This window comes from Arthrobacter sp. P1_H7 (assembly GCF_056405215.1).
Window position 1 is genome coordinate 19,871 of the sequence record NZ_JBFUCO010000024.1, and the last position, 26,672, is coordinate 46,542.

General features: G+C 66.2%; 25 protein-coding genes. 2 read left to right on the forward strand and 23 right to left on the reverse strand.

Annotated features, from left to right (window positions below; genetic code table 11):
* Window positions 1-284 precede the first annotated feature (284 nt).
* Complete coding sequence (locus AC1DXI_RS19180; protein ID WP_011692441.1) at window positions 285-488, forward strand: cold-shock protein; 204 nt, start codon at window positions 285-287, stop codon at window positions 486-488.
* A gap of 179 nt (window positions 489-667) precedes the next feature.
* Here AC1DXI_RS19180 and AC1DXI_RS19185 read toward each other — a convergent pair whose 3' ends face one another.
* The 14 genes from AC1DXI_RS19185 to AC1DXI_RS19250 form a co-directional block, all read right to left on the reverse strand.
* Window positions 668-3,277, reverse strand: coding sequence for a bifunctional lysylphosphatidylglycerol flippase/synthetase MprF (locus AC1DXI_RS19185; RefSeq protein ID WP_476939922.1), 2,610 nt, complete (start codon window positions 3,275-3,277; stop codon window positions 668-670).
* Window positions 3,274-4,656 carry an alpha/beta hydrolase gene (locus AC1DXI_RS19190; RefSeq protein WP_476939923.1) on the reverse strand — a complete coding sequence of 461 codons (1,383 nt, stop codon included), beginning with the start codon at window positions 4,654-4,656 and terminating at the stop codon, window positions 3,274-3,276. Before AC1DXI_RS19190 ends, AC1DXI_RS19185 begins: the two co-directional genes overlap by 4 nt.
* 5 nt (window positions 4,657-4,661) lie before the next feature.
* Window positions 4,662-5,093: a DUF2550 domain-containing protein gene (locus AC1DXI_RS19195; protein WP_026266818.1), complete on the reverse strand. Its 432-nt coding sequence runs from the start codon at window positions 5,091-5,093 to the stop codon at window positions 4,662-4,664.
* Window positions 5,094-5,103: 10 nt separating this feature from the next.
* Complete coding sequence (locus AC1DXI_RS19200) at window positions 5,104-5,388, reverse strand: F0F1 ATP synthase subunit epsilon (protein WP_018775711.1); 285 nt, start codon at window positions 5,386-5,388, stop codon at window positions 5,104-5,106.
* A gap of 1 nt (window position 5,389) precedes the next feature.
* The gene (gene atpD, locus AC1DXI_RS19205; RefSeq protein WP_476939924.1) at window positions 5,390-6,844 is read right to left on the reverse strand and encodes a F0F1 ATP synthase subunit beta; all 1,455 of its coding nucleotides are present in this window, start codon (window positions 6,842-6,844) and stop codon (window positions 5,390-5,392) included.
* An 81-nt stretch (window positions 6,845-6,925) separates the two neighbouring features.
* Complete coding sequence (locus AC1DXI_RS19210; RefSeq protein ID WP_476939925.1) at window positions 6,926-7,819, reverse strand: F0F1 ATP synthase subunit gamma; 894 nt, start codon at window positions 7,817-7,819, stop codon at window positions 6,926-6,928.
* A 76-nt stretch (window positions 7,820-7,895) separates the two neighbouring features.
* A complete protein-coding gene (atpA, locus tag AC1DXI_RS19215) occupies window positions 7,896-9,533 on the reverse strand; it encodes a F0F1 ATP synthase subunit alpha (RefSeq protein WP_026266817.1) in 1,638 nt (545 codons plus the stop codon).
* A gap of 83 nt (window positions 9,534-9,616) precedes the next feature.
* Entirely contained in the window at window positions 9,617-10,444 is an 828-nt protein-coding gene (locus AC1DXI_RS19220) for a F0F1 ATP synthase subunit delta (RefSeq protein WP_476939926.1), read from the reverse strand.
* Window positions 10,444-10,995 (reverse strand): F0F1 ATP synthase subunit B, encoded by a 552-nt coding sequence (locus tag AC1DXI_RS19225; RefSeq protein ID WP_223916021.1) that lies wholly within the window; start codon window positions 10,993-10,995, stop codon window positions 10,444-10,446. Before AC1DXI_RS19225 ends, AC1DXI_RS19220 begins: the two co-directional genes overlap by 1 nt.
* 48 nt (window positions 10,996-11,043) lie before the next feature.
* Window positions 11,044-11,262 carry an ATP synthase F0 subunit C gene (gene atpE, locus AC1DXI_RS19230; protein ID WP_003804776.1) on the reverse strand — a complete coding sequence of 73 codons (219 nt, stop codon included), beginning with the start codon at window positions 11,260-11,262 and terminating at the stop codon, window positions 11,044-11,046.
* Window positions 11,263-11,387: 125 nt separating this feature from the next.
* Complete coding sequence (gene atpB, locus AC1DXI_RS19235) at window positions 11,388-12,188, reverse strand: F0F1 ATP synthase subunit A (protein WP_018775705.1); 801 nt, start codon at window positions 12,186-12,188, stop codon at window positions 11,388-11,390.
* A 91-nt stretch (window positions 12,189-12,279) separates the two neighbouring features.
* Complete coding sequence (locus AC1DXI_RS19240) at window positions 12,280-12,642, reverse strand: hypothetical protein (RefSeq protein ID WP_081627372.1); 363 nt, start codon at window positions 12,640-12,642, stop codon at window positions 12,280-12,282.
* On the reverse strand, window positions 12,635-13,120 hold the full coding sequence (locus tag AC1DXI_RS19245) for a hypothetical protein (RefSeq protein WP_476939927.1): 486 nt from the start codon (window positions 13,118-13,120) through the stop codon (window positions 12,635-12,637). Before AC1DXI_RS19245 ends, AC1DXI_RS19240 begins: the two co-directional genes overlap by 8 nt.
* A gap of 129 nt (window positions 13,121-13,249) precedes the next feature.
* Complete coding sequence (locus AC1DXI_RS19250) at window positions 13,250-14,374, reverse strand: MraY family glycosyltransferase (RefSeq protein ID WP_476939944.1); 1,125 nt, start codon at window positions 14,372-14,374, stop codon at window positions 13,250-13,252.
* A 305-nt stretch (window positions 14,375-14,679) separates the two neighbouring features.
* Between AC1DXI_RS19250 and AC1DXI_RS19255 the strand changes: the two genes are divergently transcribed.
* Entirely contained in the window at window positions 14,680-15,576 is an 897-nt protein-coding gene (locus tag AC1DXI_RS19255; RefSeq protein ID WP_476939928.1) for a glycosyltransferase, read from the forward strand.
* A 21-nt stretch (window positions 15,577-15,597) separates the two neighbouring features.
* Here the strand turns inward: AC1DXI_RS19255 and AC1DXI_RS19260 are convergent, their stop codons facing one another.
* From AC1DXI_RS19260 to lysA, 9 genes are all read right to left on the reverse strand, one after another.
* On the reverse strand, window positions 15,598-16,365 hold the full coding sequence (locus AC1DXI_RS19260) for a WecB/TagA/CpsF family glycosyltransferase (protein ID WP_476939929.1): 768 nt from the start codon (window positions 16,363-16,365) through the stop codon (window positions 15,598-15,600).
* A complete protein-coding gene (locus AC1DXI_RS19265; protein ID WP_476939930.1) occupies window positions 16,362-17,099 on the reverse strand; it encodes an L-threonylcarbamoyladenylate synthase in 738 nt (245 codons plus the stop codon). The genes AC1DXI_RS19260 and AC1DXI_RS19265 overlap by 4 nt, the downstream gene beginning before the upstream one ends.
* A complete protein-coding gene (prmC, locus tag AC1DXI_RS19270; protein WP_476939931.1) occupies window positions 17,096-18,016 on the reverse strand; it encodes a peptide chain release factor N(5)-glutamine methyltransferase in 921 nt (306 codons plus the stop codon). The genes AC1DXI_RS19265 and prmC overlap by 4 nt, the downstream gene beginning before the upstream one ends.
* Window positions 18,017-18,032: 16 nt before the next feature.
* Window positions 18,033-19,106, reverse strand: coding sequence for a peptide chain release factor 1 (gene prfA / locus AC1DXI_RS19275; RefSeq protein ID WP_026539626.1), 1,074 nt, complete (start codon window positions 19,104-19,106; stop codon window positions 18,033-18,035).
* A 122-nt stretch (window positions 19,107-19,228) separates the two neighbouring features.
* On the reverse strand, window positions 19,229-21,418 hold the full coding sequence (gene rho / locus AC1DXI_RS19280; protein WP_476939932.1) for a transcription termination factor Rho: 2,190 nt from the start codon (window positions 21,416-21,418) through the stop codon (window positions 19,229-19,231).
* Between the two features lie 319 nt (window positions 21,419-21,737).
* Window positions 21,738-22,724 carry a homoserine kinase gene (gene thrB, locus AC1DXI_RS19285; RefSeq protein ID WP_476939933.1) on the reverse strand — a complete coding sequence of 329 codons (987 nt, stop codon included), beginning with the start codon at window positions 22,722-22,724 and terminating at the stop codon, window positions 21,738-21,740.
* Between the two features lie 2 nt (window positions 22,725-22,726).
* Window positions 22,727-23,833, reverse strand: a complete 1,107-nt coding sequence (gene thrC, locus AC1DXI_RS19290; RefSeq protein WP_476939934.1) for a threonine synthase — start codon at window positions 23,831-23,833, stop codon at window positions 22,727-22,729.
* Window positions 23,834-25,150: a homoserine dehydrogenase gene (locus AC1DXI_RS19295; RefSeq protein ID WP_026539630.1), complete on the reverse strand. Its 1,317-nt coding sequence runs from the start codon at window positions 25,148-25,150 to the stop codon at window positions 23,834-23,836. It lies immediately after the preceding gene.
* Window positions 25,151-26,671, reverse strand: a complete 1,521-nt coding sequence (gene lysA / locus AC1DXI_RS19300; RefSeq protein ID WP_476939935.1) for a diaminopimelate decarboxylase — start codon at window positions 26,669-26,671, stop codon at window positions 25,151-25,153. It lies immediately after the preceding gene.
* Window position 26,672: the final 1 nt, after the last annotated feature.

Genomic DNA, 26,672 nt, shown 5'->3' on the forward strand with positions numbered 1-26,672 from the left:
CCTGCGGCAGGCTTTCTGCTGTGACGATTCGCGTTAAGCCGTTCTTTGCACAATTTTTATGCAATTCTTCCGTTCGCCCGTTGACCTGACGCAAGTGTCATGAAATTCTTATACAAGTCTTTGTGTAGGTGTTTTTCATGCTCGCAAGACATGTTGCGAGCGTGAAGCTCCTGCCGCCACGGTCCGTGAATCCGGTTCCGTTGCCAAAGGTTCTTCTCGCAGAGTGACCAAGTCCGGTGCGAAGTGCGCCGGATTTATTCAAGATCCACAATGAGGAGAAACAAATGGCTCAGGGAACCGTCAAGTGGTTCAACGCAGAAAAGGGCTTCGGCTTCATCACCCCGGATGACTCCGATGGCGATGTCTTCGTTCACTACTCCGAGATCCAGACCGGTGGATTCAAGACCCTCGACGAGAACCAGCGTGTTCAGTTCGAGATCGGCCAGGGCGCCAAGGGCCCCCAGGCCACCGGCGTAACGCTGGTCTAGTCTCCTGTCGGGAAGTGCTTTAGGGCATTTCCGCACAAGGAATGATCCCCGGCATTTGTGCCGGGGATCATTTTTTTGTTGCATTCTTGGGCGCGGCGTTTCAGGTCCCCCGCATTGGCCCGGATGCATTCTTCAGCCGAATTGCGCACTCGCGCCGGGCACTAATCCGCCGGCCCCGCCTAACGCACCAACGTGCGCAGCAGGCGGGCGCTTTGCCGGACGGACAACCCGGGAAGGTATGCGCGGCTCAGGGCCCGGCCCATCGCGGGCAATTGCAGCGGATCCTGGTAGTAGAGGTACAGCGTGCGGTAGTCCGGTTTGAAACGCGACTTGAAGGTTGCCAGCGAGCGGAAGCCATAGACGGGTTCCAGGGCCCGGCCCACGACGTCCAGGATCCCGGCCAGCCCCTCCGGACCGGCGTCGCTGTCCCCGGAGTCGCTGCCGGAATCGCTGCCGCCGGCGAAGTCTCCGTCACGGTCCTTCGCCAGCGGCGAGCCGGACAGTGAAATTACCTCAACCGTGCGCTTGAGCTCCAGCACGGCGGAAGCAATGAGGAACTCCATGACACCCGGGAACGCGTCCCCGCGCCGGCGCATGAAGTCAAGGGTCCAGCTCACGAGCTGTCCGTCCGCATACACCGGCAGCCAGCTCGTGACGCCCTGCACGCGTCCGTCGGCGTCCACCGCCAGGCAGCACAGCACCTCGTCGTCGTCGAGCTCGTCGATGCTGCCGAGCGTGAAGCCCATCTCCGGCACGTGCTTTTGTGCCGCCCATTCTTCGGAAACCTCACTGAGCTGGGTCCGCAGCGGGGCCGGGAATTCGCTGTAGCGCCCCCACACGGCCTGGACACCGGTCTTCGCGGCCCGGTTCAGGGCGGTGCGGACGTTCTGCCATTCCTTGCCCTTGAACTCCAGTTCGCGCACGGCGAGCCTGGTTTCCTGGGCCACGGCCACGCGGCGGAATCCGCGGGCCCGGAGCATCGGCCAGAGCCCGGCGGTGCAGGAGTAGAAACACGGGATCAGGGCGTGCTCGGCGCAGTAGCGCATGAAACCCGCCGCGGTCTCCTCGCGGAGGGCGGCGGGGCCGAACGGGCCTGCCAGCGTCAATGCCACGTTGCCGTGCTGCTGGTAGGCCACGCCGCCGCGCCGGTTCGGCGTAAACCAGTACTTGTTCGGTTCCCAGAGCGCCATCCAGGACAGTGAGTCCCCGCCCTGGCGGATCAGGTCACGGGCCGTGTCCCGGTCCCCGGAACCGACGTCGGTGCCGTTCAGTCCGGTACCGTGCAGCCGCCGCCGCAGCACCAGCCAGACCGCCGCCAGGGCCACCCCCCAGAAGATGATGCCGGCGTAGGCGAACAGGAAGGACTCCACGGCGTTACGGTTCTGGAACAGCCGGCTGTAGGCGCCCGGAATGGGCAGCGGCAGGTACTGCCGGGCGAGTTCCGCCGCGAGGCCCAGCACTCCCCCGTCGCGGTCGATTCCGCCGGCGGCGAGCCAGGCCACCGCGTAGGCCCCGGCGAGCACCAGCCATGTGCCGCCGACCACGATGCCCAGGATCCGTCTGGCCTGCGGAGCCGTCTCCACGCGGAACTGCCGGCGGTTAAGCCAGAGCAGCACAGCGAGCAGCAACGGAACGGCGACGAGCGGAAGGACGTGGACGAAGCCCGAGCCCATCACCGCCGTGTGCGTCCGGTTGGGGTAGTGCGGAATGCGGGCGAACAGGGCCAGGTACACGGCTGCCAGGGCTGTCACGCCGAGCTGGACGATGATGGCGATCCGCAGGGCCAGGCGGCGGCCCTGCCGCATGCCGTCCGCACAGATCAACAGCAGGACCACCGGGACAACTGCCAGCGCGAGGCCCAGCGGACCGGCGAGTCCGGCCCGGCCGGCCTCCAGGCAGCTGACGTCAACCGTTCCGCCGCAGTTTTGCTCCAGCTGGCCCAGCGTGGGCAGCGGGTTCAGCACGACGTCGCGCAACAGGGCCAGGGGCCCGGTGGGGCTGCTGACAGCGGCCGTGAGGATCGGCCCCACCGCGAAGATCGCGACCGTGAGCGCCAGCAGGTTGCGTGTTTCGCGACCCGTTGAACGGTGCCGGTGCAGGGTCCCCCGGTCGCCCTGGATCCACCAGCCCGCGGCCAGGCCGGCAAGGGCGCCGGCGAGTCCCACCACCGTCTCCGGGTGCCCGACGTAGAGCACCAGCAGCAGGGACGCGGACAGGACGGCGGTCCGCAGCCTGCGTTGCCACAGCGTGGGCAGCAGCCCGCTGGCGGCCAGTGCCACGGCCAGGATGGCGGCGTAGGGGCCGATCAGCCGGGCGTTGACCATGAGCCCCAGCCAGCCGTCGCCGAGATACCGGGCCAGCTGGGTGACCAGCAGGAACACCGTCACAGCAGCGAACTGGCCTACAAAGAAGAACACGGCCGTCCGCAGCGTCCCCAGATGCCGTTCAGCGAGACCCAGCAGCAGCAGGATCATCAGGGACGCGGCGAGGTAGGCCAGCAGGTTGGTGGCGAAGAACAACGAAGTGAACAAGGACCACCAGTGCCCCGCCTTCAGCCCGGCAGCGTTCACGGACGCGATGGGCAGCAGGGCGTCGGGCGGGCCCGACAGGAAGCTGCCGGTGACGGCCCCGGCACCGAGGAAGGCCGCGAGGACCGCCAGCGTGAAGGGTACGGCACGGAAGTGCGCCAGCGTCCGGCGCATGCCCTGGCGCCAGACACCCTGCAACGGCGGGGCCTCCGGCCCAGGGCCCGCCGCGGTCCGGGGGCTGCCGGTCTTGGCCTGGCTCATGGCGTGATCCCCCAGCGCCGGGCCAGGAAGTCCAGGCCGCCGGGAAGGCCGCCGGATGCCACGTCCCAGGAGTGCCCCGCGTTGGCGATCCGGTGTGTTTCGACGCTGAACCCGGCCCGGCGGGCCGCCTCGGAGAGCACGTCCATATAGCCGGTGAACTGCGGGTCGCGGTCCCCGGCGGCGAAGTACACGCCGTGGCCGTCGAAGCGGTTTTCCGCCATGACGCGCAGCGGGGTCAGCCGGTCGAAGGCCGCGGTGTCGGCGCCGAAGGAGGCCTCGATGGTCTTGGCACGCACCTTCGCGAGGGCCGGCTCCTCCTCGCTGGAGAAGGCCAGGGCGGCGGTGTAGACGTCGGGATGCCGCGTGAGCATCTGCATGGCGCACGTGCCGCCGAAGGAGAAGCCGCCCGCGGCCCACTGCCGGGGATCCGGGTCGACGTCGAGCGTGCGGTTGATCCAGTCCGGCACGTCCCGCGCCAGGAAGGTGTCCGCCCGGGCAATCCGGCTGTCGAGGCACAGCGTGTTTCCCGACGGCGAGCCGTTGGGATCGACCACCACCGCTACGGGCGCCACCCCGGCGTGCTCCGCGGCGAACCGGTCCAGCCGGCTCCGGAGTGCGCCGCCGGTCAGCCAGTCGGCAGGGCTGCCCGGCTGGCCGGAAAAGAGGACCAGCACCGGCAGCGCGGGCCGGGGGGAACCCAGGTAGGCCGGGGGGAGATAGACGTAGGCGTCCCGGCTCTGGAAGCCGGAGACGGTGCCGGGGATGACCGCCTTGCGGATGACGCCGTCGGGAAGGTGGTCCGGTGCCTGCCAGTGGGCCAGCCCGGTGGCCGCGGGGACGCCGGGGGCGCGCGTCAGGTCCGCCTCGAGCGGCTGGATCCGGGCTACGGCGGCTCCGGTGAGGTCGCCGACAGTGTGGTTCAGGCCAAAGTAGATGTTGATCTGGACGCCGGACAGCGCGAGGACGGCCAGGAGGGCCGCCGTGGCTGCTGCGCTTGAACGCCAGCGATGGGTGCCGCCCCGTCCGCGGCGGCCCCAGAGTCCCAGCAGGCGCATGAGCCACAGGAGCAGGGCGACGACGCCGGCAACGGACCAGGCGAGGGTTTCCCCCGGCAGTTCGGCAGGGAAGACCGTGACGGCATAGAGCAGGAACCAGTGCACGGCCGCGACGAGCGCGGCGGCGATCAGGGTCACGGCAGCCGCGACGGCCACGGCCGCGCCGGGCGGCCGGCGGCCGGGGTGCGCTAAACCGGTGCGCCGAAAACCCGTGCGCCGGAAGGCGGCGTGCCAGAGGAGGTAGGCCAGGCCCGCCGCGGCGGCAGTCCACGCGAGCCACACCACCGGGCCGTCGACCAGGCTAAGGCCATCGAGGTAGTCCACCGGGGCTAGCGCCAGGTGCCGACGCCGATGACGGGTCCGGCCTCAAGCCAGGATGACAACCCCGTGTAGGCATCGAAGCGCATGGCGAGGAGGACCTGCTGCCCCTCGTAGCGGAGCTCCACGATCACGGCGTCGGGCTGGACCTTGAGGAGCTCGGATTCGGTCGGCTTGCGCCGGCCAAGCAGCTCCAGCGAGCTGCGCCGGAAAGTGTGCTTGGGGCGGACGCTGAGTGAGACCAGGCGGAACCACTCGAGGTCGTTGTCCTGGTAACGACAAACCCCCATCTGCCAGCTTTTTCCAGCCGTGCAGATGGAGGCGTCCACCGTGCCGAGGGCGCGCCGCAGATTGAAGCGGCGCACCCCCGAAAGGCACAGTGCAAATACCAGCAACGCAAACGCAGTTGCCAGGACGATGAACGGCAAACCAATATCGTTCATCAAGGTCGTGCTAGCGGATCCCCGCAGTAGCCGCTTCGCCCATTTGGGCGTTGTCAGCAACAATGACCACCCTGTTGTTGTCGACGGAGAAGAATCCACCGTCGACAACTACAGCGATGCGGTCACCGGATACCGGCTCGATTGCCAGCTCACCTTCGGCCAGAATCGCCAGCAGGGGCGAGTGGCCGGGCAGGATTCCGATTTCACCATCGCTGGTGCGGGCCTTGACCATCTTGGCCGCTCCGGACCACACGAAGTGGTCCGCTGCGACAATCTCAACCTCAAGCTCAGCCATATTACTTGGTCTGTTCCTGGATCTTGGCCCACTGGCGCTCGACGTCGTCCAGGCCGCCGACGTTGAAGAACGCCTGCTCTGCAACGTGGTCAAGGTCGCCGTCGCAGATAGCGGTGAAGCCTTCAACAGTGTCCTTGATGGACACGGTGGAGCCTTCGACGCCGGTGAACTGCTTGGCGGTGTAGGTGTTCTGCGAGAGGAACTGCTGGATGCGGCGTGCACGCGACACGACGATCTTGTCTTCTTCAGAGAGTTCGTCAACGCCAAGGATGGCGATGATGTCCTGAAGTTCCTTGTTCTTCTGCAGGATCTGCTTGACGCGGACGGCCGTGTTGTAGTGGTCGTGGCCGATGTACTGCGGATCCAGGATGCGGGAGGTCGACGTCAGCGGGTCAACGGCCGGGTACAGACCACGGGAGGCGATTTCACGGGAAAGTTCCGTGGTCGCGTCGAGGTGTGCGAAGGTCGTGGCCGGAGCCGGGTCGGTGTAGTCATCTGCGGGGACGTAGATGGCCTGCATCGAGGTGATGGAGTGGCCCTTGGTGGACGTGATGCGCTCCTGGAGGAGACCCATCTCGTCAGCCAGGTTGGGCTGGTAGCCCACGGCCGACGGCATGCGGCCGAGGAGGGTGGAAACCTCGGAGCCTGCCTGGGTGAAGCGGAAGATGTTGTCGATGAAGAGCAGCACGTCCTGGTTCTGCACATCGCGGAAGTACTCCGCCATGGTCAGGGCGGACAGTGCAACGCGCAGACGCGTTCCCGGCGGCTCGTCCATCTGGCCGAACACAAGGGCGGTGTCCTTGAGGACGCCGGCCTCTTCCATTTCGACCCAGAGGTCGTTACCTTCACGGGTACGCTCGCCGACACCGGCGAACACCGAGGTGCCGCCGAAGTTGCGGGCAACACGGGTGATCATTTCCTGGATCAGCACGGTCTTGCCGACGCCGGCACCACCGAACAGGCCGATCTTGCCACCCTTGATGTACGGGGTGAGGAGGTCGATCACCTTGATGCCGGTTTCCAGCATCTCGGTGGAGCCTTCCAGGGTCGCGAAGGCCGGAGCCTTGCGGTGGATAGGCCAGCGTTCGCTGATCTGGAGTTCGGACTCGGCAACGTCGAGGGGCTGGCCCAGCACGTTGAAGATGTGGCCCTTGACGCCGTCGCCCACGGGCACGGAGATCGGGGCACCGGTGTCCACCACGTTGGTACCGCGGACAAGTCCGTCGGTGGCCTGGAGGGAGATGGCACGGATCAGGTTGTCGCCCAGGTGCAGGGCAACCTCGAACGTGATGGTTCGGGTCTCACCGTTGAGAGTGATCTCGGTGGTGAGTGCGTGGTAAATCGAGGGGATTGCGTCAGCCGGGAATTCGACGTCGACAACCGGGCCAATAACACGTGCAATACGACCGGTAGCACCGGACGTTGCGGCTACGTGATCGGTAGCAGTGGCAGTCATCTCTCTCACTTCACTCAGTAGATGGCGTGGGGTTAAGTTTATCTCTTGGTGCAGGTACAGCTGGATCCGGGCTCGTGCTGGCTAGGACGCGGACAACGCGTCGGCACCGGCAACGATTTCGGAAAGCTCCTGCGTAATTTCAGCCTGACGGGCAGTGTTGCGCAGACGCGTGTACTTCTTGATGAGATCCGTCGCGTTGTCGCCGGCGGACTTCATCGCGCGCTGGCGGGCTGCGAGCTCGGAAGCTGCTGCCTGCAACATTGCGGCGAAGATACGTGATTCGATGTAGCGCGGCAGCAGGGCATCGAGAACCTGCTCCGTTTCCGGCTCGAATTCGTAGAGGGGCAGCAGGTCCGATTCGGACGCGGCTTTCTCTTCGACAACCTCGAGCGGCAGCAGACGGACGACCGTCGGCTCCTGGGTCACCATCGACTTGAAGCGGGTGTAGACGACGTGGATTTCGTCGACGCCGCCCTCTTCGTAGGCGGTAGCGAATTCGGTCAGCAGTGCTTCACTGACTTCCCGCGCGGTCGCAAACTCCGGTGCATCCGTGTTGCCGGTCCATACGCGAGCGTATTCACGGTTCCGGAAGTCGAAGTACGCCTGCGCCTTGCGGCCGACCAGGAACGTCTTGACTTCCTTGCCTTCCCCGTGGAGCAGCTCGTTGAGGCCTTCGGCCTGCTTGAGGACACTCGCCGAGTAAGATCCCGCGAGGCCACGGTCCGAGGTGATGACCAGGACGGCGGCCCGGCGGATCTGCGCCGGCTCGGTGACCAGGGGGTGGTCGATTTCGCTCTGGCTTGCGACAGCAGAAACGGCACGCGTGATCGCGTTCGCGTAAGGCAGTGAAGCTGCTACGCGTGCGCGGGCCTTGCCGATGCGCGAGGTAGCGATCAGTTCCATCGCCTTGAAGATCTTGCGCATCGACGTCGTCGAGCTGATCTTCTGGCGGTAGACCCGGATCTGGGCTCCCATACTTATCCTTTCCTAAGATCCCGATGGCCGGGACTGCCGGAACCCGTGCGGGTCCCGGCAGCCCCTGCCAGCGAAACTAGCGCTTCTGCTTGACGATTTTTTCCTGGTCGACCTGATCCTCGCCGATGGGGGCGTGCTCCTCGTGCCCCGCACCGACCAGGAGGTTGTCTCCCTCGCCGAAGAAGCCCTTCTTGAAGTCCACGATTGCGGTCTTCAGTGCTTCAGCGGTGTCATCGTCCATGACGTTGGTCTGGGCCAGCGTCGTCAGGATGGAGGACTTGTGCTTGAGGTGCTCCAGGAACTCGGTCTCGAAGCGGTTGATGTCTTCAACCGGAACCTCGTCGAGGTGGCCGTTGGTGCCGGCCCAGATGGAAACGACCTGGTTCTCGACCGGGAACGGCGAGTACTGGCCCTGCTTGAGCAGTTCCATCAGGCGTGCACCGCGGGTCAGCTGCTGGCGCGATGCGGCGTCCAGGTCCGAGGCAAACATGGCGAAGGCCTGCATGTCGCGGTACTGGGCCAGTTCCAGCTTCAAGGTACCGGAGACCTTCTTCATGGACTTGACCTGGGCGGCGCCACCAACACGGGAGACGGACACACCGACGTCGACAGCGGGGCGCTGGTTGGCGTTGAAGAGGTCCGACTGCAGGAAGATCTGGCCATCGGTGATGGAGATCACGTTGGTCGGGATGTAGGCGGAAACATCGTTCGCCTTGGTCTCGATCAGCGGCAGACCGGTCATCGAGCCTGCACCGAGCTCGTCGGAGAGCTTGGCACAACGCTCCAGCAGACGGGAGTGCAAGTAGAAGACGTCGCCCGGGTAGGCTTCGCGTCCCGGCGGGCGGCGGAGCAGCAGCGACACTGCACGGTAGGCCTCGGCCTGCTTCGAAAGGTCATCAAACACGATAAGGACGTGCTTGCCGCCGTACATCCAGTGCTGGCCGATGGCCGAACCGGCGTACGGTGCCAGGTACTTGAAGCCTGCGGGGTCGGACGCCGGGGAAGCCACGATCGTGGTGTATTCCAGGGCGCCGTTGTCCTCGAGGGTCTGGCGGACGGCTGCGATCGTGGATGCCTTCTGGCCGATCGCCACGTAGATGCAGCGCACCTGCTTCTTCACGTCGCCGGAAGCCCAGTTGGCCTTCTGGTTGATGATCGTGTCGATGGCAATGGCGGACTTGCCGGTCTGGCGGTCACCGATGATCAGCTGGCGCTGGCCGCGGCCGATCGGGATCATGGCGTCGATAGCCTTGAGTCCGGTCTGCATCGGCTCGTGGACCGACTTACGCTGGGTCACGCCGGGTGCCTGGAGTTCCAGGGCACGGGTGGTCTCGGCCTTGATCTCGCCGAGGTCATCGATGGGCTGGCCCAGCGGGTCAACCACGCGGCCGAGGAAGGCGTCGCCAACCGGTACGGACAGAACCTGCCCGGTGCGGTGGACTTCCTGGCCTTCTTCGATTCCGGTGAAGTCACCGAGGATGATGACGCCGATCTCGCGGACGTCGAGGTTCTGGGCCAGGCCCAGCGTGCCGTCTTCGAAGCGAAGCAGCTCGTTCGCCATGACCGAGGGAAGGCCCTCAACACGGGCGATGCCGTCACCTGCGGTTGTTACACGGCCGACCTCTACGCGCTCTGCGTTTCCGGGTTCGTAGGACGCCGCGAACTCGTTCAACGCATTACGGACGTCGTCGGCGTTGATGGTCAATTCGGCCATCTGCAGTCCCTGCTCTCCTGTTTTCGTGATCATCGTTGCTCACGATGACCGGGGTTTCTTGTCGTTAGGTTGTGCTTGTCCGGCTAGCCGGCAAGCTGACGCTGGAGCTGGCCCAGGCGGCCGGCGACCGAAGCGTCAACCACTTCGTCACCTACCTGGATCCGGATGCCACCGATCAGTGCCGGGTCAACGTTCATGTTGATCTTGAGCTCGCGCCCGTAAAGGGCGTTCAGCCCCGCCTGCAGGCGGCTGATCTGCGTCTCCGTCAGCGGACGGGTGACGTCGACCGTTGCAATCCAGCGCTGCTGGCGCTTGGCGGCAAGCTCGGCGAAACGGCGGACCAGCCTGGTGACCTTAAGCCCGCGCGGAGCCGTGACGGCCTGTCCGATCAGGACTTTCGCTTCCGCACTCGCACCGGGTACGAGCTTGTCGGCGAGGGTCACCTTGGCGGCCGGGCTGGCCTGCGGCTCGGACAGAGCACGCTGGACCTCGTGGCTGGACTCAACGGCATGGTTGAAGGAGAACAGATCGTTCTCCAGCTCTTCCAATCCGGTGAGCCCGGAGGCAGAGACGGCCGACTTGTTCTCGGCAACAGCGATGACCACCGAAGCGGCAAGAGTCTCGAGTGCATCGCCGATATCCCGTGCCGATGCCCAGCGGGAGCTGGCCAGTCCGGCTGCGATTTCAACAGCGTCAGCAGATACTTTCCCGCCGAAGAGCTGCTTGACCAGCGCCGACTTTTCGTCACCGCTGCGGGACGGGTCGGTCAGGGCGCGGCGCAAGCCGGCCGAGCTGTCGACCGTTCCCAGGATTCCGAAGAGTTCCTTTGCCAACTGCAGCGACGCGGTGGGAAGCTTGGCTTCCAGTGCCGCCAGCGCAGCGGCCAGCGATTCGCTCGATACACCTGCCATTACTTAGCTACACCCGCGTTCTGGTTCTCCAGATCTGCCAGGAAACGGTCCACCACTCGGGCCGACCGTGCATCGTCGCTCAGTGCCTCGCCGACGATGCGGCTTGCCAGCGTCGTGGCCAGCGTGCCGACCTCCGCGCGGAGCGACACAACGGCCGCCTGGCGCTCGGATTCGATCTGCGTGTGGGCCTGTGCGGTGATGCGGGCAGACTCGGCAGCCGCCTTCTCCTTCAGCTCTGCAAGGATCTGGGCACCTTCGGCGCGTGCTTCCTCGCGGATGCGGTTGGCCTCGGTGCGGGCTTCCGTGAGCTGTGCCTTGTACTCTTCGAGTGCTGCGGAGGCCTCGGCCTGGGCCTTTTCGGCCTTGGCGATACCGCCCTCGATGGCTTCGGCCCGCTCTGCGAAGGTCTTCTCGAACATCGGGACAACGTACTTGACCACGATGAACAGGAGGAGAGCAAAGCCGGCGAAGACGACAAGCATTTCCCAAGGATTGGGAACGAGGGGGTTAGTACCGCCTTCGGTGGCGGCTGAGATGATCGCTTGATTCATATTTCACCCGTCCTTATCTACTCGGTTCTGGATGTTCGGTTGTTCTGTTTACTTGAGAACGAACGCGAAGACCAGGCCAAGGATGGCGAGGGCTTCAGTCAGCGCGAGGCCGAGGAATGCGATCGGCTGCAGGACGCGCTGGGCTTCCGGCTGACGTGCTACACCGTTGATGTAAGCGGCGAACACGAGACCCACACCGATACCACCGCCGATGGCGGAGAGGCCGTAGCCGATGAGGTTGAGGGAGCCGTTGATGGAGCCTTCCATTTTTCTTCCTTTCAAGATGCCACCCATGTGGCAGGTTGTTTGGGTTGCTTCATCCCCGTGAGGGGAAGACTATGTTGTGCCGGCTGGGGTTGTGCCTTCTGGCGTTTGCGCCTGAAGGCCTTCGCCTAGTGGCTGTCGGCGTGCAGCGCGCCTTCGATGTAGATGGCGGTCAGCAGCGTGAAGACGTAGGCCTGCAGCACCATGATCAGCGCTTCGAGCATGTACATGGCGATCGCACCGCCAAGGACGAGTACGGACGCACCCTTGAGGAGGACGTTTTCCTGCATCACGAGGTATTCGATGCCAGCACCGGAGATCATGATGATCAAGTGGCCGGCCAGCATGGTGGCGAACAGACGGAGGCTGTGCGTGACCGGGCGGACCAGGAAGTTGGAGATGATCTCGATCGGGACGACGATCGGGAGAATGTAGAACGGCACACCGGACGGGACCGTGGCCAGCTTGAAGTACTTCAGGCCGCTCTTCCGGACGCCGACGGCGATCCAGGTGACGTATACGATCGCTGCGAGCACGTAGGCCCCGCCAACGTGCGAGAAGGTCGGAAGCTGGATCAGCGGGATTGCCCCGTAGATGTTGTTCACGAGGATGAAGAAGAAAAGCGTGAACAGCAGCGGGACATACTTCATGAAGTCCCGGCCGCCGATAATGTCCTTGGCGATGCTGTTGCGGACGAAGCTATAGGCGGCCTCGCCTGCGAACTGCAGCTTGCCGGGAACGAGCTGCTGCTTCCGCGCAGCGATCACAAAGAATGTACCGATAATGACGACCGACAGGATGACCAGCAGCATCTGCTTGGAAAATCCGTCGGCAGCACCCCAGGGGATGATAGCCGGCAGGTGAAGTTCTTCAATTCCAGGAGGCGTGAAGGTTCCTGAATCTTGGGCCGGGAGCGCAAGCGCGATCAACGCGTTTCCTCTCTGCAGTGTCCATCATTGGGCGTTGGGCGGGGACCGGCGACATTGGTGCCCGCCTCTCCCCCTGTGAAATTATTTGGCATTACTGTTCCTCGTCCTGGGACGGGCCACGTGCAGCAGTGCCGTCATCAGCTGAAGTTCTGTTACTGGTGAGGCCGTGCATATGAGAAAGATAGAACCCTCCCGCAGCTCCAAGCAGAGCGCCTGCGAGCACAATCCAGCGGGTTCCCCACAGATTATCCAGTCCCCACCCTATCAAACTCCAGACGATGATTCCGCCAACAATGTAGCTGAAGACGGCGATGCCGGCGTTGTATCCGCCGTCGCTTCCGTCGGTCGATACACCGGGGGCACCGGCCGTAGTTTTGGGTGATTTGGCTGGCTGGTTTTTTGGTCCGCTACGTGGTCCGGTAACCGGCTTGCGGCCGGTTTTGCGGCTAAACATCGGTGCCGCCTTTTCGGGTTTCGGGATCGTTGTAAATCTGGAGCCTGGCCTTGCTGAAACCGTAAATTTCGGCTGCCTGCCAGAACACGACGGTGACGACGGCGCCGATCAGGAACCAGCGGCCGTGCAGCCAGGCCGGAGCGCCGATGACGAAGAGGACCACGGCGAAGCCGACCACTTTGACGAAGTACGTCGCGACGAACAGTCCGATCGCGCCGGAGGGGTTGCTGCGGCCGACGAAGTGGCCCACCGCGAGGCTGATGGCAAAGAAGGCCATCACCAGCGCGCCCCCGAACAGCGCGGACCAGAACCCCACGGCGCCGTTGAAGACGAAGGCGGCGATGCCGGTCAGCACCAGGGCTGCGGCGGAGGCGGCGGAACTCATTGCCAGCAGCCTGAGCCACAGGGATTTTGTGGGGCCGGAGACGCCAACGGGTCCGTTGCCGGAAGCGGGTTCCGGTTCGGCGTTGGAGGTCATGAGATCCCAATCGTCGCTGGCGTATTGCTGGTCAAGGCAGGCGGCGAAGTACCGCCCCTGAATTCTACATTAGATAGAAATTATTCGGAAAAGCGCGCCGGAGCAGGTTCCTCCGGCATGCCGGGCAGGCTATTCGGGGGTGCGGGCCATCTGTCGCGGACCCCGCTGGCGGAGGTAGGGCCAGGCTGTCACCACGGCCATGATTGCCGCGGCGGCCAGATCGATGGCGAGGACTATGTGCCAGGGGAAGATCGCAAAGGCGAGGCCGCCGAAGGCCAGGATGCAGGTCCACAGATACATCAGCACGACGGCGCCGCGGTGCGAGTAACCGATGTCCAGGAGTTTGTGGTGCAGGTGTCCGCGGTCCGCTGACCACGGTGATCGGCCCAGCGCGGTCCTCCGCACCACCGCCAGGCACAGGTCCAGCAGCGGCAGGAACAGTACCGCGAACGGCAACAGGATTGGGATGATCGTGGGGATGCCGTTGGCCCGGTCGTAGAGGCCGGAGCTGATCTGACCGGTCGAGACCACGCCGGCCGAGGCCATCAGCAGGCCAATCAGCATGGCTCCGGAATCGCCCATGAAGATTTTGGAGGGAAACCAGTTGTGCGGCAGGAAACCGACGCAGCTGCCGACCACAACGGCGGTCAGCAGGGTGGCGAGGTCCGAGCGGTCCAGCAGGACGGCCGTCCGGTGCACCCAGTAGGCCGTGAGGAAGAACGCCGCCCCGCCGATGATCGCCACGCCCGCGGCGAGGCCGTCCAGTCCGTCGATGAAATTGAACGCATTCATGGTGGTCACGATCAGACCGGCCGTCAGCACGATGCTCACGGCCTCGTTCTGAATCACGATCGGCTCGGGGATGAAAGGGATGATCGTCATCCGGACTCCCCAGGTGGCTACGACCAGTGCCGCGGCGCTTTGGCCGATCAGCTTGACCCACCACCGGAGATCCAGCAGGTCGTCCGCCACGCCGACCACGACGATCACGGCGGCCCCGGCCAGGATTCCCCATGGCGCCGTGTTGTTTCGGAAGATGTCCTTGACGAAAAACGAGTTACTGGCCGTGACCAGGGCAACCAGGACGCCCGCGAAGATGCCCAGGCCGCCGAGCCGGGAGATCGGGGTGGAATGCATGTCGCGGCTGCGGATCGGGGAATACAGCTCCAGCTTGTTGCCCGCGAGCCGGGCACCCCATGTGGCCGCGTAGGTCACGATCGCTGCCGTCAGCATCATGAGCAGGTACATGATCACGGGACGGCCACCAGCCAAACACCGTCAGTAACGTCAGCGCAGGCAACACACGCCGGCACCTCCCGCAGCATCGGACATGCCGGTGAGCTGCGGAAATGGGGTGGATTCAATTGCCGTGGAACTGTCTTTCGAAAAATGAAACTTCTCCGTCGCCGTGCGCAGGGCAGGCAGTGCGTAGTGCCTGACAGGGCTGTATTACAGTGGACTCTAGTCAAGATACTAATGCCAACGGCCACCTGTCTTCGCGTCACACGGCCCTCTGCCGGCGGGAAAACCACTGACGGTCGTGCTGAAAGGACCCCGCGATGACCCCCTCGGTTGCAGTCGCTGCCGTGACGTTTGACCGTCCCAGGGAGCTGGCGGTCCTGATGGACGCCATCAACAACCAGACCGCTCCAGTGCAGTCCATTTGCCTCGTCGACAGTGGCACCGTGCCCTCGAAGGAGGTTGCCGGCAAGCACGCCAACGTGGACTATGTCCGGTCCGAGGCAAACCTTGGCGGCGCCGGCGGATTCTCGTTGGCCATCCTCAAGGCCGTGGCCAGCGGGGCTGACTGGATCTGGATGATGGACGACGACGCCGAACCGGCAGATCCCCACTGCCTTGCCACGTTGCTCCGTGAGGCGCAGGACCGTGACCTGGACGCCGTCGTGCCCCTCGTGGTGGCCCCCGGCCACCCGGACCAGCTGTCCTTTTTCTTCCGCCTGGGCGGCAAGGTCACGCATGAGCGCGCGGAAGTGGAGAAGGTCGGCTTCCTGCCCGACGACGGGCACTTCTTCAACGGCGCCCTGATCCGTTCCGATGTCTTCTTCAAAGTCGGCCTGCCGGACATGCGCCTTTTCATCCGGGGCGACGAAGTGGATTTCACGCTCAGGCTCAGGAAGGCCGGGATCCGCTTCGGCACGGTGACCACCGCGGCCATCACGCACCCGCACGCCTTCTCTGAAACCAAGCACGTCTTCGGTGCGCGGTGGCACGTGATTGTTCCGGATTCCGCGTTCAAGCGCTACTTCTACTACCGGAACCGCGGCTACATGATCCGCCGTCACTTCCGGGTCAAGTCCTTCATCGCGGATGTGGGCGGCTACCTCGGCTACTTCCTGCGCAGCGGCGACTTCCGCGGGCTCGCTGACTGGTTCCGCGCCTTTTCCGCCGGGCTCCGCGGCAAGGGCTTCGGCCCGCTGGAGGACCAGAAGTTCTAACCGCCGCCGGCCGCCGGCAGCCTAGGGCTGCCGGCGCAGGCGCCGGCGAAGCAGCAGGCCCAGCAGCACCCAGGGCTCACCGAACACCCGGTAGGCCACCCGCTGCGGGTGGAGCATGAGCCGCCAGGCCCACTCGAGCCCGAGCCGGCCAATCCAGCGCGGCGCCAGTTTCTGCACACCGGCAATCTGCTCGATGGCGCCGCCGACGGCGCAGTACACGGCCGGCGGAAGCGCGGCAAGCCGGCGGGCCAGGACCTGTTCCTGCAGCGGCATCCCGAGGCCCAGCAGCACAAGCTGCGGGCGCAGCCGGTTCAGCCATTCGACCGCGGCTTCCTCAACATCCTTGTTCCAGCCTTCGCCGGGCATGCCGTCGACCCGCGCCCCGGGGACGATCTCCCGCAGCCTGTCCACGGCGCCGGCGTTGGCCACGGCGCCTGCGCCGATGACCGCAATGCGCTCCAAGCCCGCGACGTTGCCGAGCGCGGGAATCCAGTCCGTCGACCCCAGCCGGTAGTCCATCACCGGTTCCCGGCCGTCGTCCTCTTCGCCGGTCTTCGCCCAGAGCCAGAGCACCGGTGCGCCGTCGATCAGGACCACGTCGCTGCGCTCGTAGAAAGAGCGGAAGGCGGGATCGGAGTGCAGCAGCGTCACGCTGTGCAGGTTGTGCCCCACCACGATCCGGGTCCGGCCCTCGGCCATGAAGGTGCTGAGAACCGCAGTCAGCTCCGACACAGTTACGGGGGTCGCTTCGACCTCGAGGAAGGGGACGCGCTGGCGCTCCAGCGTCATGCGGAACCGGGCTCCGGCGCAGCGTCGCCCGCCGCACCGGCGGGCTCCACAGCTTCCGCAGCATCGGGCGCGTTGCCGTCGACGTCCACGACGCCGGGCACCACGCCGCGCAGGCGTTCGAGGCTGATGGCTCCCTGCCGGACGACGCGCAAGGGCAGTGACGTCGCGTCGACGATGGTCGAGGCGAGGGCCTCGGCGCCGTCGGCGGGCCGGGGCCCGCCCTCAAGGTAAACCTCCACGGATTCCGCCAGTTGGGCCTCGGCGTCCGCCGCGGTCTGCGCCGCTGCGTGCCCGGTGCGGTTCGCGGAGGACACCGCGAGGGGTCCGGTGAGCGTCAACAGGTCCTGGGCGATCTCGTCGGCCGGGATCCGCAGGGCGACCGTGCCCTTGGTTTCGCCGAGATCCCAGTCCAAGGACGGCTGGGCATGCAGGATCAGGGTCAGGCCGCCGGGCCAGAATGCCTCGGCCAGCCGCCGCGCCTCGGCCGGAACGTCCGTGGCCAGGCCATCGAGGGCGTTCAGCCTGGGGATCAGCACCGGCGGCGGCATCTTCCGGCTCCGGCCCTTGGACGCGAGCAGCAGGGTCACGGCGAGGGGTGAAAAAGCGTCGGCGGCAATGCCGTAGACCGTGTCCGTGGGAAAGACCACGCACTTGTTCTCCCGGATGGCCCGCTGGGCGTGCTCAAGTCCCGCAGCGCGCTGCTCGGCCGCCGTGCAATCGTAGCTATTCGTCACTGGCCTATTCTTTCATCACTCGTCACACGATTTTTCGCAGGGGTCGGCTCCAACGGTGCCAGGACGGCGCTGGTGGCCCGGTCCCTGCCGTTGAGGTCCCGGTGCGTTGTTACCTCGGCGAACACCCCGGCGCGCTTGAGCATCGCGGCGATCCATTCCGACTGGACCTCGGCGTGCTCCATCACGAAGTAGCCGCCGGGGACCAGCAGGCGGGCAGCCGAGGCTGCCGCCGCCGTCGGAAGTTCCATCCCGTCCGCTCCCCCGCCGTACAGCGCCTCGGGCGGGTCGTGCAGCGCCACTTCGGGTTCGTTCGGGATCGCTTCGGCGGGAATGTAGGGCGGGTTGGAGACGACGACGTCGAACGTGCCGTTGTGTTCGCCCAGCGCGTCGCGCAGGTCGCCCCGGATGAGGTGGACACCCAGGGGAGCCAAGTTTTTCGCGGCCCAGGCATGTGCGAATTCGCTGTACTCGACCGCGTGGACTTCCGCGCCGGGAACCTCGTGGGCGATCGACCCTGCGATCGCACCGGATCCGGTGCCCAGGTCCACGACCTTGGGGTGCGCCAGGCCGTCCCTGCCCTTGATCCAGTCCAGCACCAGCTGCACCACGGATTCGGTCTCCGGCCGCGGGATGAACACGCCGGGACCGACGGCGAGTTCGAGGTAGCGGAAGTGCGCCACGCCCGTGATGTGCTGCAGCGGGATCCGCTGCGCCCGTTCGGCGACGAGGTCGGCGTAGCCCTCCGGCGCCGGCGAGTCGCCGAGCATCAGCGCGCGCAGCCGGCCGGGCCCGACGCCGAGCAGGTGCCCGGCCAGGAGCTCGGCGTCCACGCGCGGGCTGGGCACGCCGGCCGCCGCGAGGACCGCCGTCGCCTCGCTGACGGCCGCCGCGAGGCTCGGACCATCACCTGCAGTCATCACCAGTGGCCCGCGCCTATTCGCCGATGGCGTCGAGCCGGGACTGCTCGTCCAATTCGATGGCCGACTGGATCACCGGTTCGAGGTCGCCGTTCATGACCTGGTCCAGGTTGTAGGCCTTGTAGCCGGTGCGGTGGTCCGCGATCCGGTTTTCCGGGTAGTTGTAGGTGCGGATGCGCTCGGAGCGGTCCATGGTGCGGATCTGCGACTTGCGCTGCGCCGAGTTTTCGGCGTCGATCAGCTCCTGCTGGTGCGCCAGGATGCGGGCCCGCAGCACGCGCATGCCGGCCTCACGGTTCTGCAGCTGCGACTTCTCGTTCTGCATGGCGACGACGATTCCGGTGGGAAGGTGGGTGATGCGCACGGCGGAGTCGGTGGTGTTGACCGACTGCCCGCCGGGACCCGAGGAGCGGTAGACGTCGATCTTGAGATCGTTCTGGTTGATCTCCAGTTCCTCGGGCTCGTCAACTTCAGGCAGCACCAGCACGCCGGCGGCCGAGGTGTGGATGCGGCCCTGGGATTCGGTGACGGGGACACGCTGGACCCGGTGCACGCCGCCTTCGAACTTGAGCCGGGCGTACACGCCTTCGGCCGGATCGTTCGAACTGCCCTTGACGGCCATCTGGACGTCCTTGTAGCCGCCGAGGTCCGATTCGGTGGCGGAGATGATCTCGGTCTTCCAGCCGCGGGATTCCGCGTAACGGCTGTACATCCGCAGCAGGTCCGCGGCGAACAGGGCAGCCTCGTCGCCGCCCTCGCCGCCCTTGACCTCGAGGATCACGTTGCGGGAGTCGTCCGGGTCGCGCGGGATCAGCAGCCGGCGCAGCTTGGCCGCCGCCGTCTCCAGCGCGGCCTCCAGCTCGGGCACTTCGGCCGCGAACTCGGGGTCCTCGTCCGCCATTTCCTTGGCAGCGGCCAGGTCATCGCGGATGCTTTCCCAGCGGTGGTAGGCCTCCACAATGCCGTTCAGCTGGGCAGACCGCCGCCCCAGCTTCCGGGCCAGCCGCTGGTCAGCGTAGACAGCAGGATCCCCCAGCTGGGCCTGGATCGAGTCGTGCTCATCCAACAGGCCCTGTACGGACTCAAACATTTTCAAACCTCTTTCGACTCTCTCAAGTCTAGTTACTGCAACGCGGGGTCACTTACCGCCCATTCCAACGGCCCTGATGGGCCGTAGGTGACCCCGCGTTGCTCCGGCCAGGGGGTGGTGAGTTAAACCAGAAGCCGCTCAAAATATGCCGGCCAGGGAGTGGCTTCGGGCCTGCCGTAGCCGGGTGGCTCTCGATCGCAGATCGTGAGCCCGACGTTGCTCTGGGTCTCCCGGATCTTGTTGGTCAGCAGCTCAAGGCTCTGCTGCGTTTCGAGTCCGGACAGGACGCGGCGCAGCTTCCACATGATCTTGACTTCCTCGGGGGAAAGCAGGTTTTCCTCACGGCGGGTACCGGACGCGTTGACGTCCACGGCCGGGAAGATGCGCTTGTCCGCGAGCTGGCGGGACAGGCGCAGTTCCATGTTGCCGGTGCCCTTGAACTCTTCGAAGATGACCTCGTCCATCTTGGAACCGGTCTCGACGAGCGCGGTGGCCAGGATGGTCAGCGAGCCGCCGTTTTCGATGTTGCGGGCTGCACCGAAGAAGCGCTTCGGCGGGTACAGCGCGGCGGAGTCCACACCACCGGACAGGATGCGGCCGGAGGCCGGGGCTGCCAGGTTGTAGGCGCGGCCCAGGCGGGTCATGGAGTCCAGGAGCACCACAACGTCCATGCCCATTTCCACGAGGCGCTTGGCGCGCTCGATGGAAAGCTCGGCCACGGTGGTGTGGTCGTCGGCGGGACGGTCGAAGGTGGAGGCAATGACCTCGCCCTTGACGGTGCGCTGCATGTCCGTGACTTCTTCGGGACGTTCGTCAACGAGCACCATCATGAGGTGGACCTCAGGATTGTTGGTGGTGATGGCGTTGGCGATGGACTGCAGGATGAGCGTCTTGCCGGCCTTCGGCGGCGAAACGATCAGACCGCGCTGGCCCTTGCCGATCGGGGCCACGAGGTCGATGACGCGCGGGCCGATCTTCTTCGGGTCCGTCTCGAGGCGCAGGCGCTCAGAGGGGTACAGCGGGACGAGCTTCGCGAACTCGACGCGGTCCTTGAGCTCTTCCGGCGTCTTGCCGTTCACCGAGGTGACGCGGACCAGGGCGTTGAACTTCTGGCGGGCGGACTGCTGGCTGCGGTCCTCGCCTTCGCGCGGTGCACGGATGGCGCCGACGCAGGCGTCGCCCTTGCGCAGGTTGTACTTCTTGACCTGGGCGAGCGAGACGTAGACGTCGTTCGGGCCCGGCAAGTAACCGGAGGTGCGGATGAACGCGTAGTTCTCGAGCACATCGAGGATACCGGCGACCGGCAGCAGGACATCGTCTTCGGTGACCTCGACGTCGTCGACGTCGGGTCCCTGCTGGCGCCCGCGGCGGCGGTCGTTGCGGTCGCGGAAGCGGTCGTTGCGCGAGGAGTTGTCGCGGCTGTCCTGCTGGCCCTGGCGGTCACCGCGGTCGTTGCGGTCACGACGGTTGCGGCGGTTCCGGCGGCTTCCGCCGTCAGAATCATCGCTGTCGCGGGTGTTGTCGCGGGTGTTCTCGCGGGTGCCGGCGGACTCGTCGCGGCCTCCACGGGTGCGGGTGTCGCGGCGCTGGCCGTCTTCGCTGCCCGGCTCGCGCTGTTCGCGCTGTTCGCGCTGTTCGGTGCGCTGTTCACGCTGTTCGCGCTGTTCGGTGCGCTGCTCGGCGGCGGGCTGTTCGGCCTGGGCCTCACCGGCGGTCTGGCCGGCCTCGGTGGCCTGGGCAGCGGCTTCGCCGCGGCGGCGGTTGCGGGTGCGCGGCTGCCTCGTGCGGTCGCTGCCTTCGGTCCCGGAAACGGCAGAACCGGATTCGGCAGTGGCGGACGCGCCGGAGTCGGTGGAAGCCGCGGGGGCTTCGGCCGGGGCGGCGGCGGGTGCCTCAACGACGGGCGCCGTGACGACGCCGTCGCTGCCTGCACGGCGGCTGCGGCCACGGCGTGCGCGGGGGCTTTCCTGGGCGGTGTTTTCCCTTGCCAGGGACTCGTCATCGGCGGCGGGCGCCGTTGCGGGCGCAGCTGCCGGGGCGGCTGCGTGGGAAACAGTGCCGTTGTCGCTCGCCTTTTCGGCAGCGCGGGCCGGAGCCTTGCTTACCGGAGTGCCTGCGCGGTGGGCGGAAATGGCTGTGACCAGATCACCCTTGCGCATGCGGGAACCGCCGGAAATGCCCAGTTGGCTGGCGAGGGCCTGGAGCTGGGCGAGCTTAAGGCCTGCAAGGCCGCTGCTCTTGGCGGGTGCTGCCGTTGATTCGGCAGCAGAAGATGTATCCACAGCCGGAGACAGCTCAGTGGTTTCGGTCACGAAGGATCCTTCCCCCTCGACGGCGTCCAGGCTAGGAGCTGGACGCGGTGATTTGATCTGGGCTGCAGTTCAGATCTGCAGCCGGGATTTCGGCCTTGCCGGATGGATTTCGGCCAGCAGGGCCGGATATTGCTTCACCATGCACGATCCGAGAATGAGGAACGGCGGGCTGAGTTTCAGGGGGCAGATCAATTCTGCTGATTCCTGCGTCAGACCGAAAGCAGGTGGCACCGGAAAATATTGCGCAGTGAAAGATGAGAGAGGCTACGTGGCCAACATCGCGGTCTTACAACGGTTACTAAATTTACCGCCTGCGTATTTACCGCCGGTGCACTTCCACTTTAGCACCTTCGACGTCCACGGCCAGCTTCATCACACGCCAGCCCACTTCCGGCGTGTTGCCCGCGGTGTGGGCGCCGATGAAGTCCACAACCTCACCGGCTTCCGCTTCGCCGTTGGCCAGGACCAGCACGGTGGGCCCGGCGCCGGATACGACGGCGGCGTGCCCTGCCCGGCGCAGCGCCCCGATCAGTTCCGCGCTGGGCCGCATGGCCTGGGCGCGGTAGCTCTGGTGCAGGTAGTCCTCGGTGCCGGGCAGCAGGAATTCCGGGTCGGCGGTCAGGGCATGGATCAGCAGGGCCGCGCGCCCGGAGTTCATGGCCGCGGCATGGTGGCCCACGGAGGCGGGCAAAAGGGCCCGGGCGGCCTCAGTGGAGAGCTCGTAGTCCGGCACGGCGACCACCGGGATCACCGAGGCGGCCACGGAAGCGCACGTGCTGCTGTACTGGTCACTGTCCTGCCATGACAGCGCCAGTCCGCCGAAAATGGCGGGTGCAACGTTGTCCGGGTGGCCTTCCATTTCGCTAGTGAGCTGCAGGATCCAGTCGCGGCCACGCCGGGCGGCCTCCGGGACCAGGGCATTCGCGGCGCTGACGGCCGCTACCACGGCCGAGGCCGAGGATCCCAGGCCCCGTCCGTGCGGGTTGACGTTGTCCGCCGTGATCCGCAAGCCTTCGTGCCGGAACCCGAGACGGTGCAGGGCCTCGGTGAGGGCCTTGACCACGAGGTGCGTCGCATCCCGGGGCAGGGACGCGGCACCCTCGCCACTGAGCTCGAATTCAAGTTCACCGCTGGCCAGGGTTTCCACGGTCAACGTGTCGTACAGCGAGAGGGCCAGGCCGAGGCTGTCGTACCCGGGGCCCAGGTTGGCGCTCGTTGCCGGGACCCGCACGGTGACCAGCTGGCCCGCCGGAACGGCCGGGGAGCCGGCAGCTGATTCGGCGGGGACGGTGAGGGTTGTTTCCAACGTTATTTTTCTTCCAGTCCCAGTGCTGCGGCGACGGTGACGACGTCGTTGGAGACCTTGACCGGCTGCACGTCGCTGCCGTCCTCGGTGCGCAGTGCCCACTGCGGGTCCTTGAGGCCGTGACCGGTCACCGTGATCACGATCGTCTTGCCTGCCGGCACTTGCCCGGCCGCGTGCTTCTTGATCAGCCCGGCGACGCCGGCAGCGGAGCCGGGCTCCACGAAGACGCCTTCCCGGGCGGAGAGCCACCGGTGCGCGGACAGGATTTCCTCGTCCGTTACGGCCTCGATCACGCCGCCGGATTCATCCCGGGCTGCCACGGCAGTGTCCCAGGAGGCCGGGTTGCCGATCCGGATGGCGGTGGCAATGGTGTCGGGCTCGGTGATGGGGTGGCCTGCCACGAAGGGTGCCGCCCCTGCGGCCTGGAAACCCCACATGACGGGTGTCTTGGTGGACACGGCGGGCAGCGGCCCGGCGGTGGGCGACTCATACGCCGCGGCGTATTCCTTGTAGCCCTTCCAGTACGCGCTGATGTTGCCGGCGTTGCCTACCGGGAGCACGTGGAAGTCGGGGGCGTCGCCCAGCGAATCCACGACTTCGAAGGCACCGGTCTTCTGGCCTTCGATCCGGGCCGGGTTGACGGAGTTGACCAGGAACACGGGGTAGGACTCGCCGAGCTTGCGGGCGATGTCGAGGCAGTCGTCGAAGTTGCCGTCCACCTGCAGCAGCGTGGCTCCGTGCGCGACTGCCTGGCTGAGCTTGCCCATGGAGATCTTGCCCTCCGGGACCAGCACCGCGCACTGCAGCCCGGCCGCCGTGGCGTAGGCCGCGGCGGAGGCAGAGGTGTTGCCGGTGGAGGCGCAGACCACGGCCTTGGCGCCGGCGGCCACCGCTGCCGTCATGGCCATGGTCATGCCGCGGTCCTTGAAGGAACCGGTGGGGTTCATGCCTTCGACCTTGAGGTAGACGGTGCTGCCGGTCAGCTCGGAGAGGTGGCGGGCGTGCACGAGCGGGGTGCCGCCCTCGCCCAGGCTGATGATCTTGGTCGCTTCCGTGACAGGAAGACGGTCGGCGTATTCGCGGATGACACCGCGCCATTGGTGAGCCACTTAGACTCCTTCTACCCGGAGTACGGATGTGACGGAATTGATGACGTCCAGGCGCCTGACGGCCTCGACGGTTGCTGCAAGTGCGGCTTCGCGTGCACGGTGTGTCACGATCCGCAGCTCGGCCGACTCCACGTTGGAGTCGGCGTCGCGGTGGATGGTCTGCCGCATGATTTCGATGGACACGCCGTGCTCCGCGAAGAGCTGCGCGATCCGGGCCAGGACGCCGGGCTGGTCCGCGACGTCGAGTCCGATGTAGTAGCTGGTGACGGCCGCGTCGATGGGCAGCGACGGCACGTGCCCGGTGGTGGTTTCGGTGCGGCCGGGTCCGCCCAGGACAATGCGGCGGGCCGCGGAGACGAGGTCGCCCAGCACGGCGGACGCCGTCGGGGTGCCGCCGGCGCCCTGGCCGTAGAACATGAGCTCGCCGGCGTTCTCGGCTTCGATGAAGACGGCGTTGAACGCACCGCGGACGGCGGCGAGGGGGTGCTCGCGGGGCAGCAGCGTGGGGTGGACGCGGACCGAGACGCCGGTTTTGCCGTCCTCGTCCACCAGTTTCTCGGCAATGGCCAGCAGCTTGATGACAAAGCCGGCCTCCTTGGCGGCGGCGATGTCCGCCGCGGTGACCGACGTGATGCCCTCGCACGAGACGTCTTCGAGGGCGAACCGTGTGTGGAAGGACAGTGAGGCGAGGATCGCGGCCTTGGCGGCGGCGTCGTAGCCTTCGATGTCGGCCGTGGGGTCGGCTTCCGCATAGCCCAGGCGCTGGGCCTCGGCCAGCGCATCGGCGAACTGCGCGCCGGTGGAGTCCATCTGGTCGAGGATGAAGTTGGTGGTGCCGTTGACAATCCCGAGCACCCGGGTGATCCGGTCGCCGGACAGGCTGTCACGGATGGGCCGCAGGATGGGGATGGCGCCGGCCACGGCTGCCTCGTAGGACAGCTGCACCCCGGCCTTGTCCGCTTCCTCGTACAGTGTGGGGCCGTCCTGGGCCAGGAGCGCCTTGTTGCCGCTGACAACACAGGCACCGTGCCGCATGGCGGTCAGGATCAGGGTCCGGGCCGGCTCGATGCCGCCCATGAGTTCAATGACGACGTCGGCGTCCTTGACGAGGACTTCGGCGTCAGTGGTGAACAGCTCCTTCGGCAGCTCGACGTCGCGCTCGGCATCGAGGTTGCGCACCGCGATGCCCTGCAGTTCCAGGCGGGCGCCCGTGCGCGCGGCGAGGGCGTCGGCGTCGTCAATGAGAATCCGCGCAACCTGGGCCCCAACGTTGCCACAGCCCAGCAGGGCCACTTTCAGGGTTCGCAATTCAGACATTCAGACTCCCATGTCGCGGTTGAGCAAATCTTCTTCGGTTTCCCCGCGGACAATGAGCCGGGCAGATCCGTCGCTGACAGCGATAACGCCCGGCCGGGCCAGATAGTTGTAGTTGCTTGACAGGGCCCAGCAGTAGGCGCCGGTCCCCGGCACAGCAAGCAGATCACCGGCTGCCACGTCCTCGGGCAGATATACATCTCTAACAACTATGTCGCCGCTCTCGCAATGTTTGCCCACCACTCGGGACAGCTGCGGCGCCGCGTCGGAGCTCCGCGAGGCGAGAATCGCCGAATAATCCGCGTCGTACAGCACCGGCCGGGGGTTGTCGCTCATCCCGCCGTCCACCGACACATAGCGGCGGGGGTGCGTAACGTCCCCGGCTCCGTCGTTGCCGGCCGCGGCACCAGCAATGGCTCCGGAGGACGGCGAATCCACCCGGACGGTCTTGAGCGTGCCGACCTCATACAGCGTGAAGGTGGTGCTTCCGACGATCGCGCGGCCCGGTTCGATCGAAATCCGGGGGGCGGTTATGCCGAGGGCAGCGCATTTGGAACGGACGACGGCGGCCATCGCCTGCGCGATCTCGGCGGCCGGGCGCGGGGTGTCCACGGGGGTGTAGGCAATGCCGTAGCCGCCGCCGAGGTCAAGTTCGGGCAGCACGATGGAGTACTTAGACTGCATCGCCGCCAGGAAGTCCAGCAGCCTCTCAGCTGCGAGGGCGAAGCCGTCGGGTTCGAAGATCTGCGAGCCGATGTGGCAGTGCAGGCCCAGCAGGTCGATGCTGGCGTGCCCGGTGGCCGCGGCCACGGCTTCCTCTGCGGCGGACAGTCCGGCCTGGTCCGTGGAGTCCCCGGCCATGGACAGGCCGAATTTCTGGTCCTCGTGGGCGGTGGCGATGAACTCGTGGGTGTGGGCGTGCACTCCGGGGGTCAGCCGCAGCATCACCCTGGCGGTGTCGCCCCGGTTGGCGGCGATCGCCGCGACGCGTTCGAGCTCGTCGAGGCTGTCCACCACGATCCGGCCCAGCTGCATGTCCAGGGCCCGGTGGATTTCGCCGTCGGACTTGTTGTTCCCGTGCAGGGCGACGTCGGCGCCGGGGATGCCGGCGCGGAAGGCCACGGCGAGCTCGCCGCCGGACGCCGTGTCCAGGCGCAGCCCCTCTTCCTCGACCCACCGGACCACGGAGGTGCACAGGAAGGACTTGCCGGCGTAGTAGACGTCCACTCCCCCGCAAATATCCGCGAAGGCGTCGTTGAAGGCGTCGCTGAACGCCCGGGCCCGGGCCCGGAAGTCGGTCTCGCTCAGCACGAACAGCGGCGTGCCGTACTGGCGCTGCAGCTCGCTGACCGTCAGCCCTTCGATGGTGAGCTCGCCGTCGTCGTTGCGCGCCACGCCGCCGGCCCACAGCGGCTCGTGGAGGGCATTGAGGTCGGCGGGAACCTCAAGCCAGTCCGGTGCGAGCGGGGAGCCTGCGTTACCGGTGTTGCGTGCCTCGGCCGGCTGTCTTGAATTTGCGGTCATG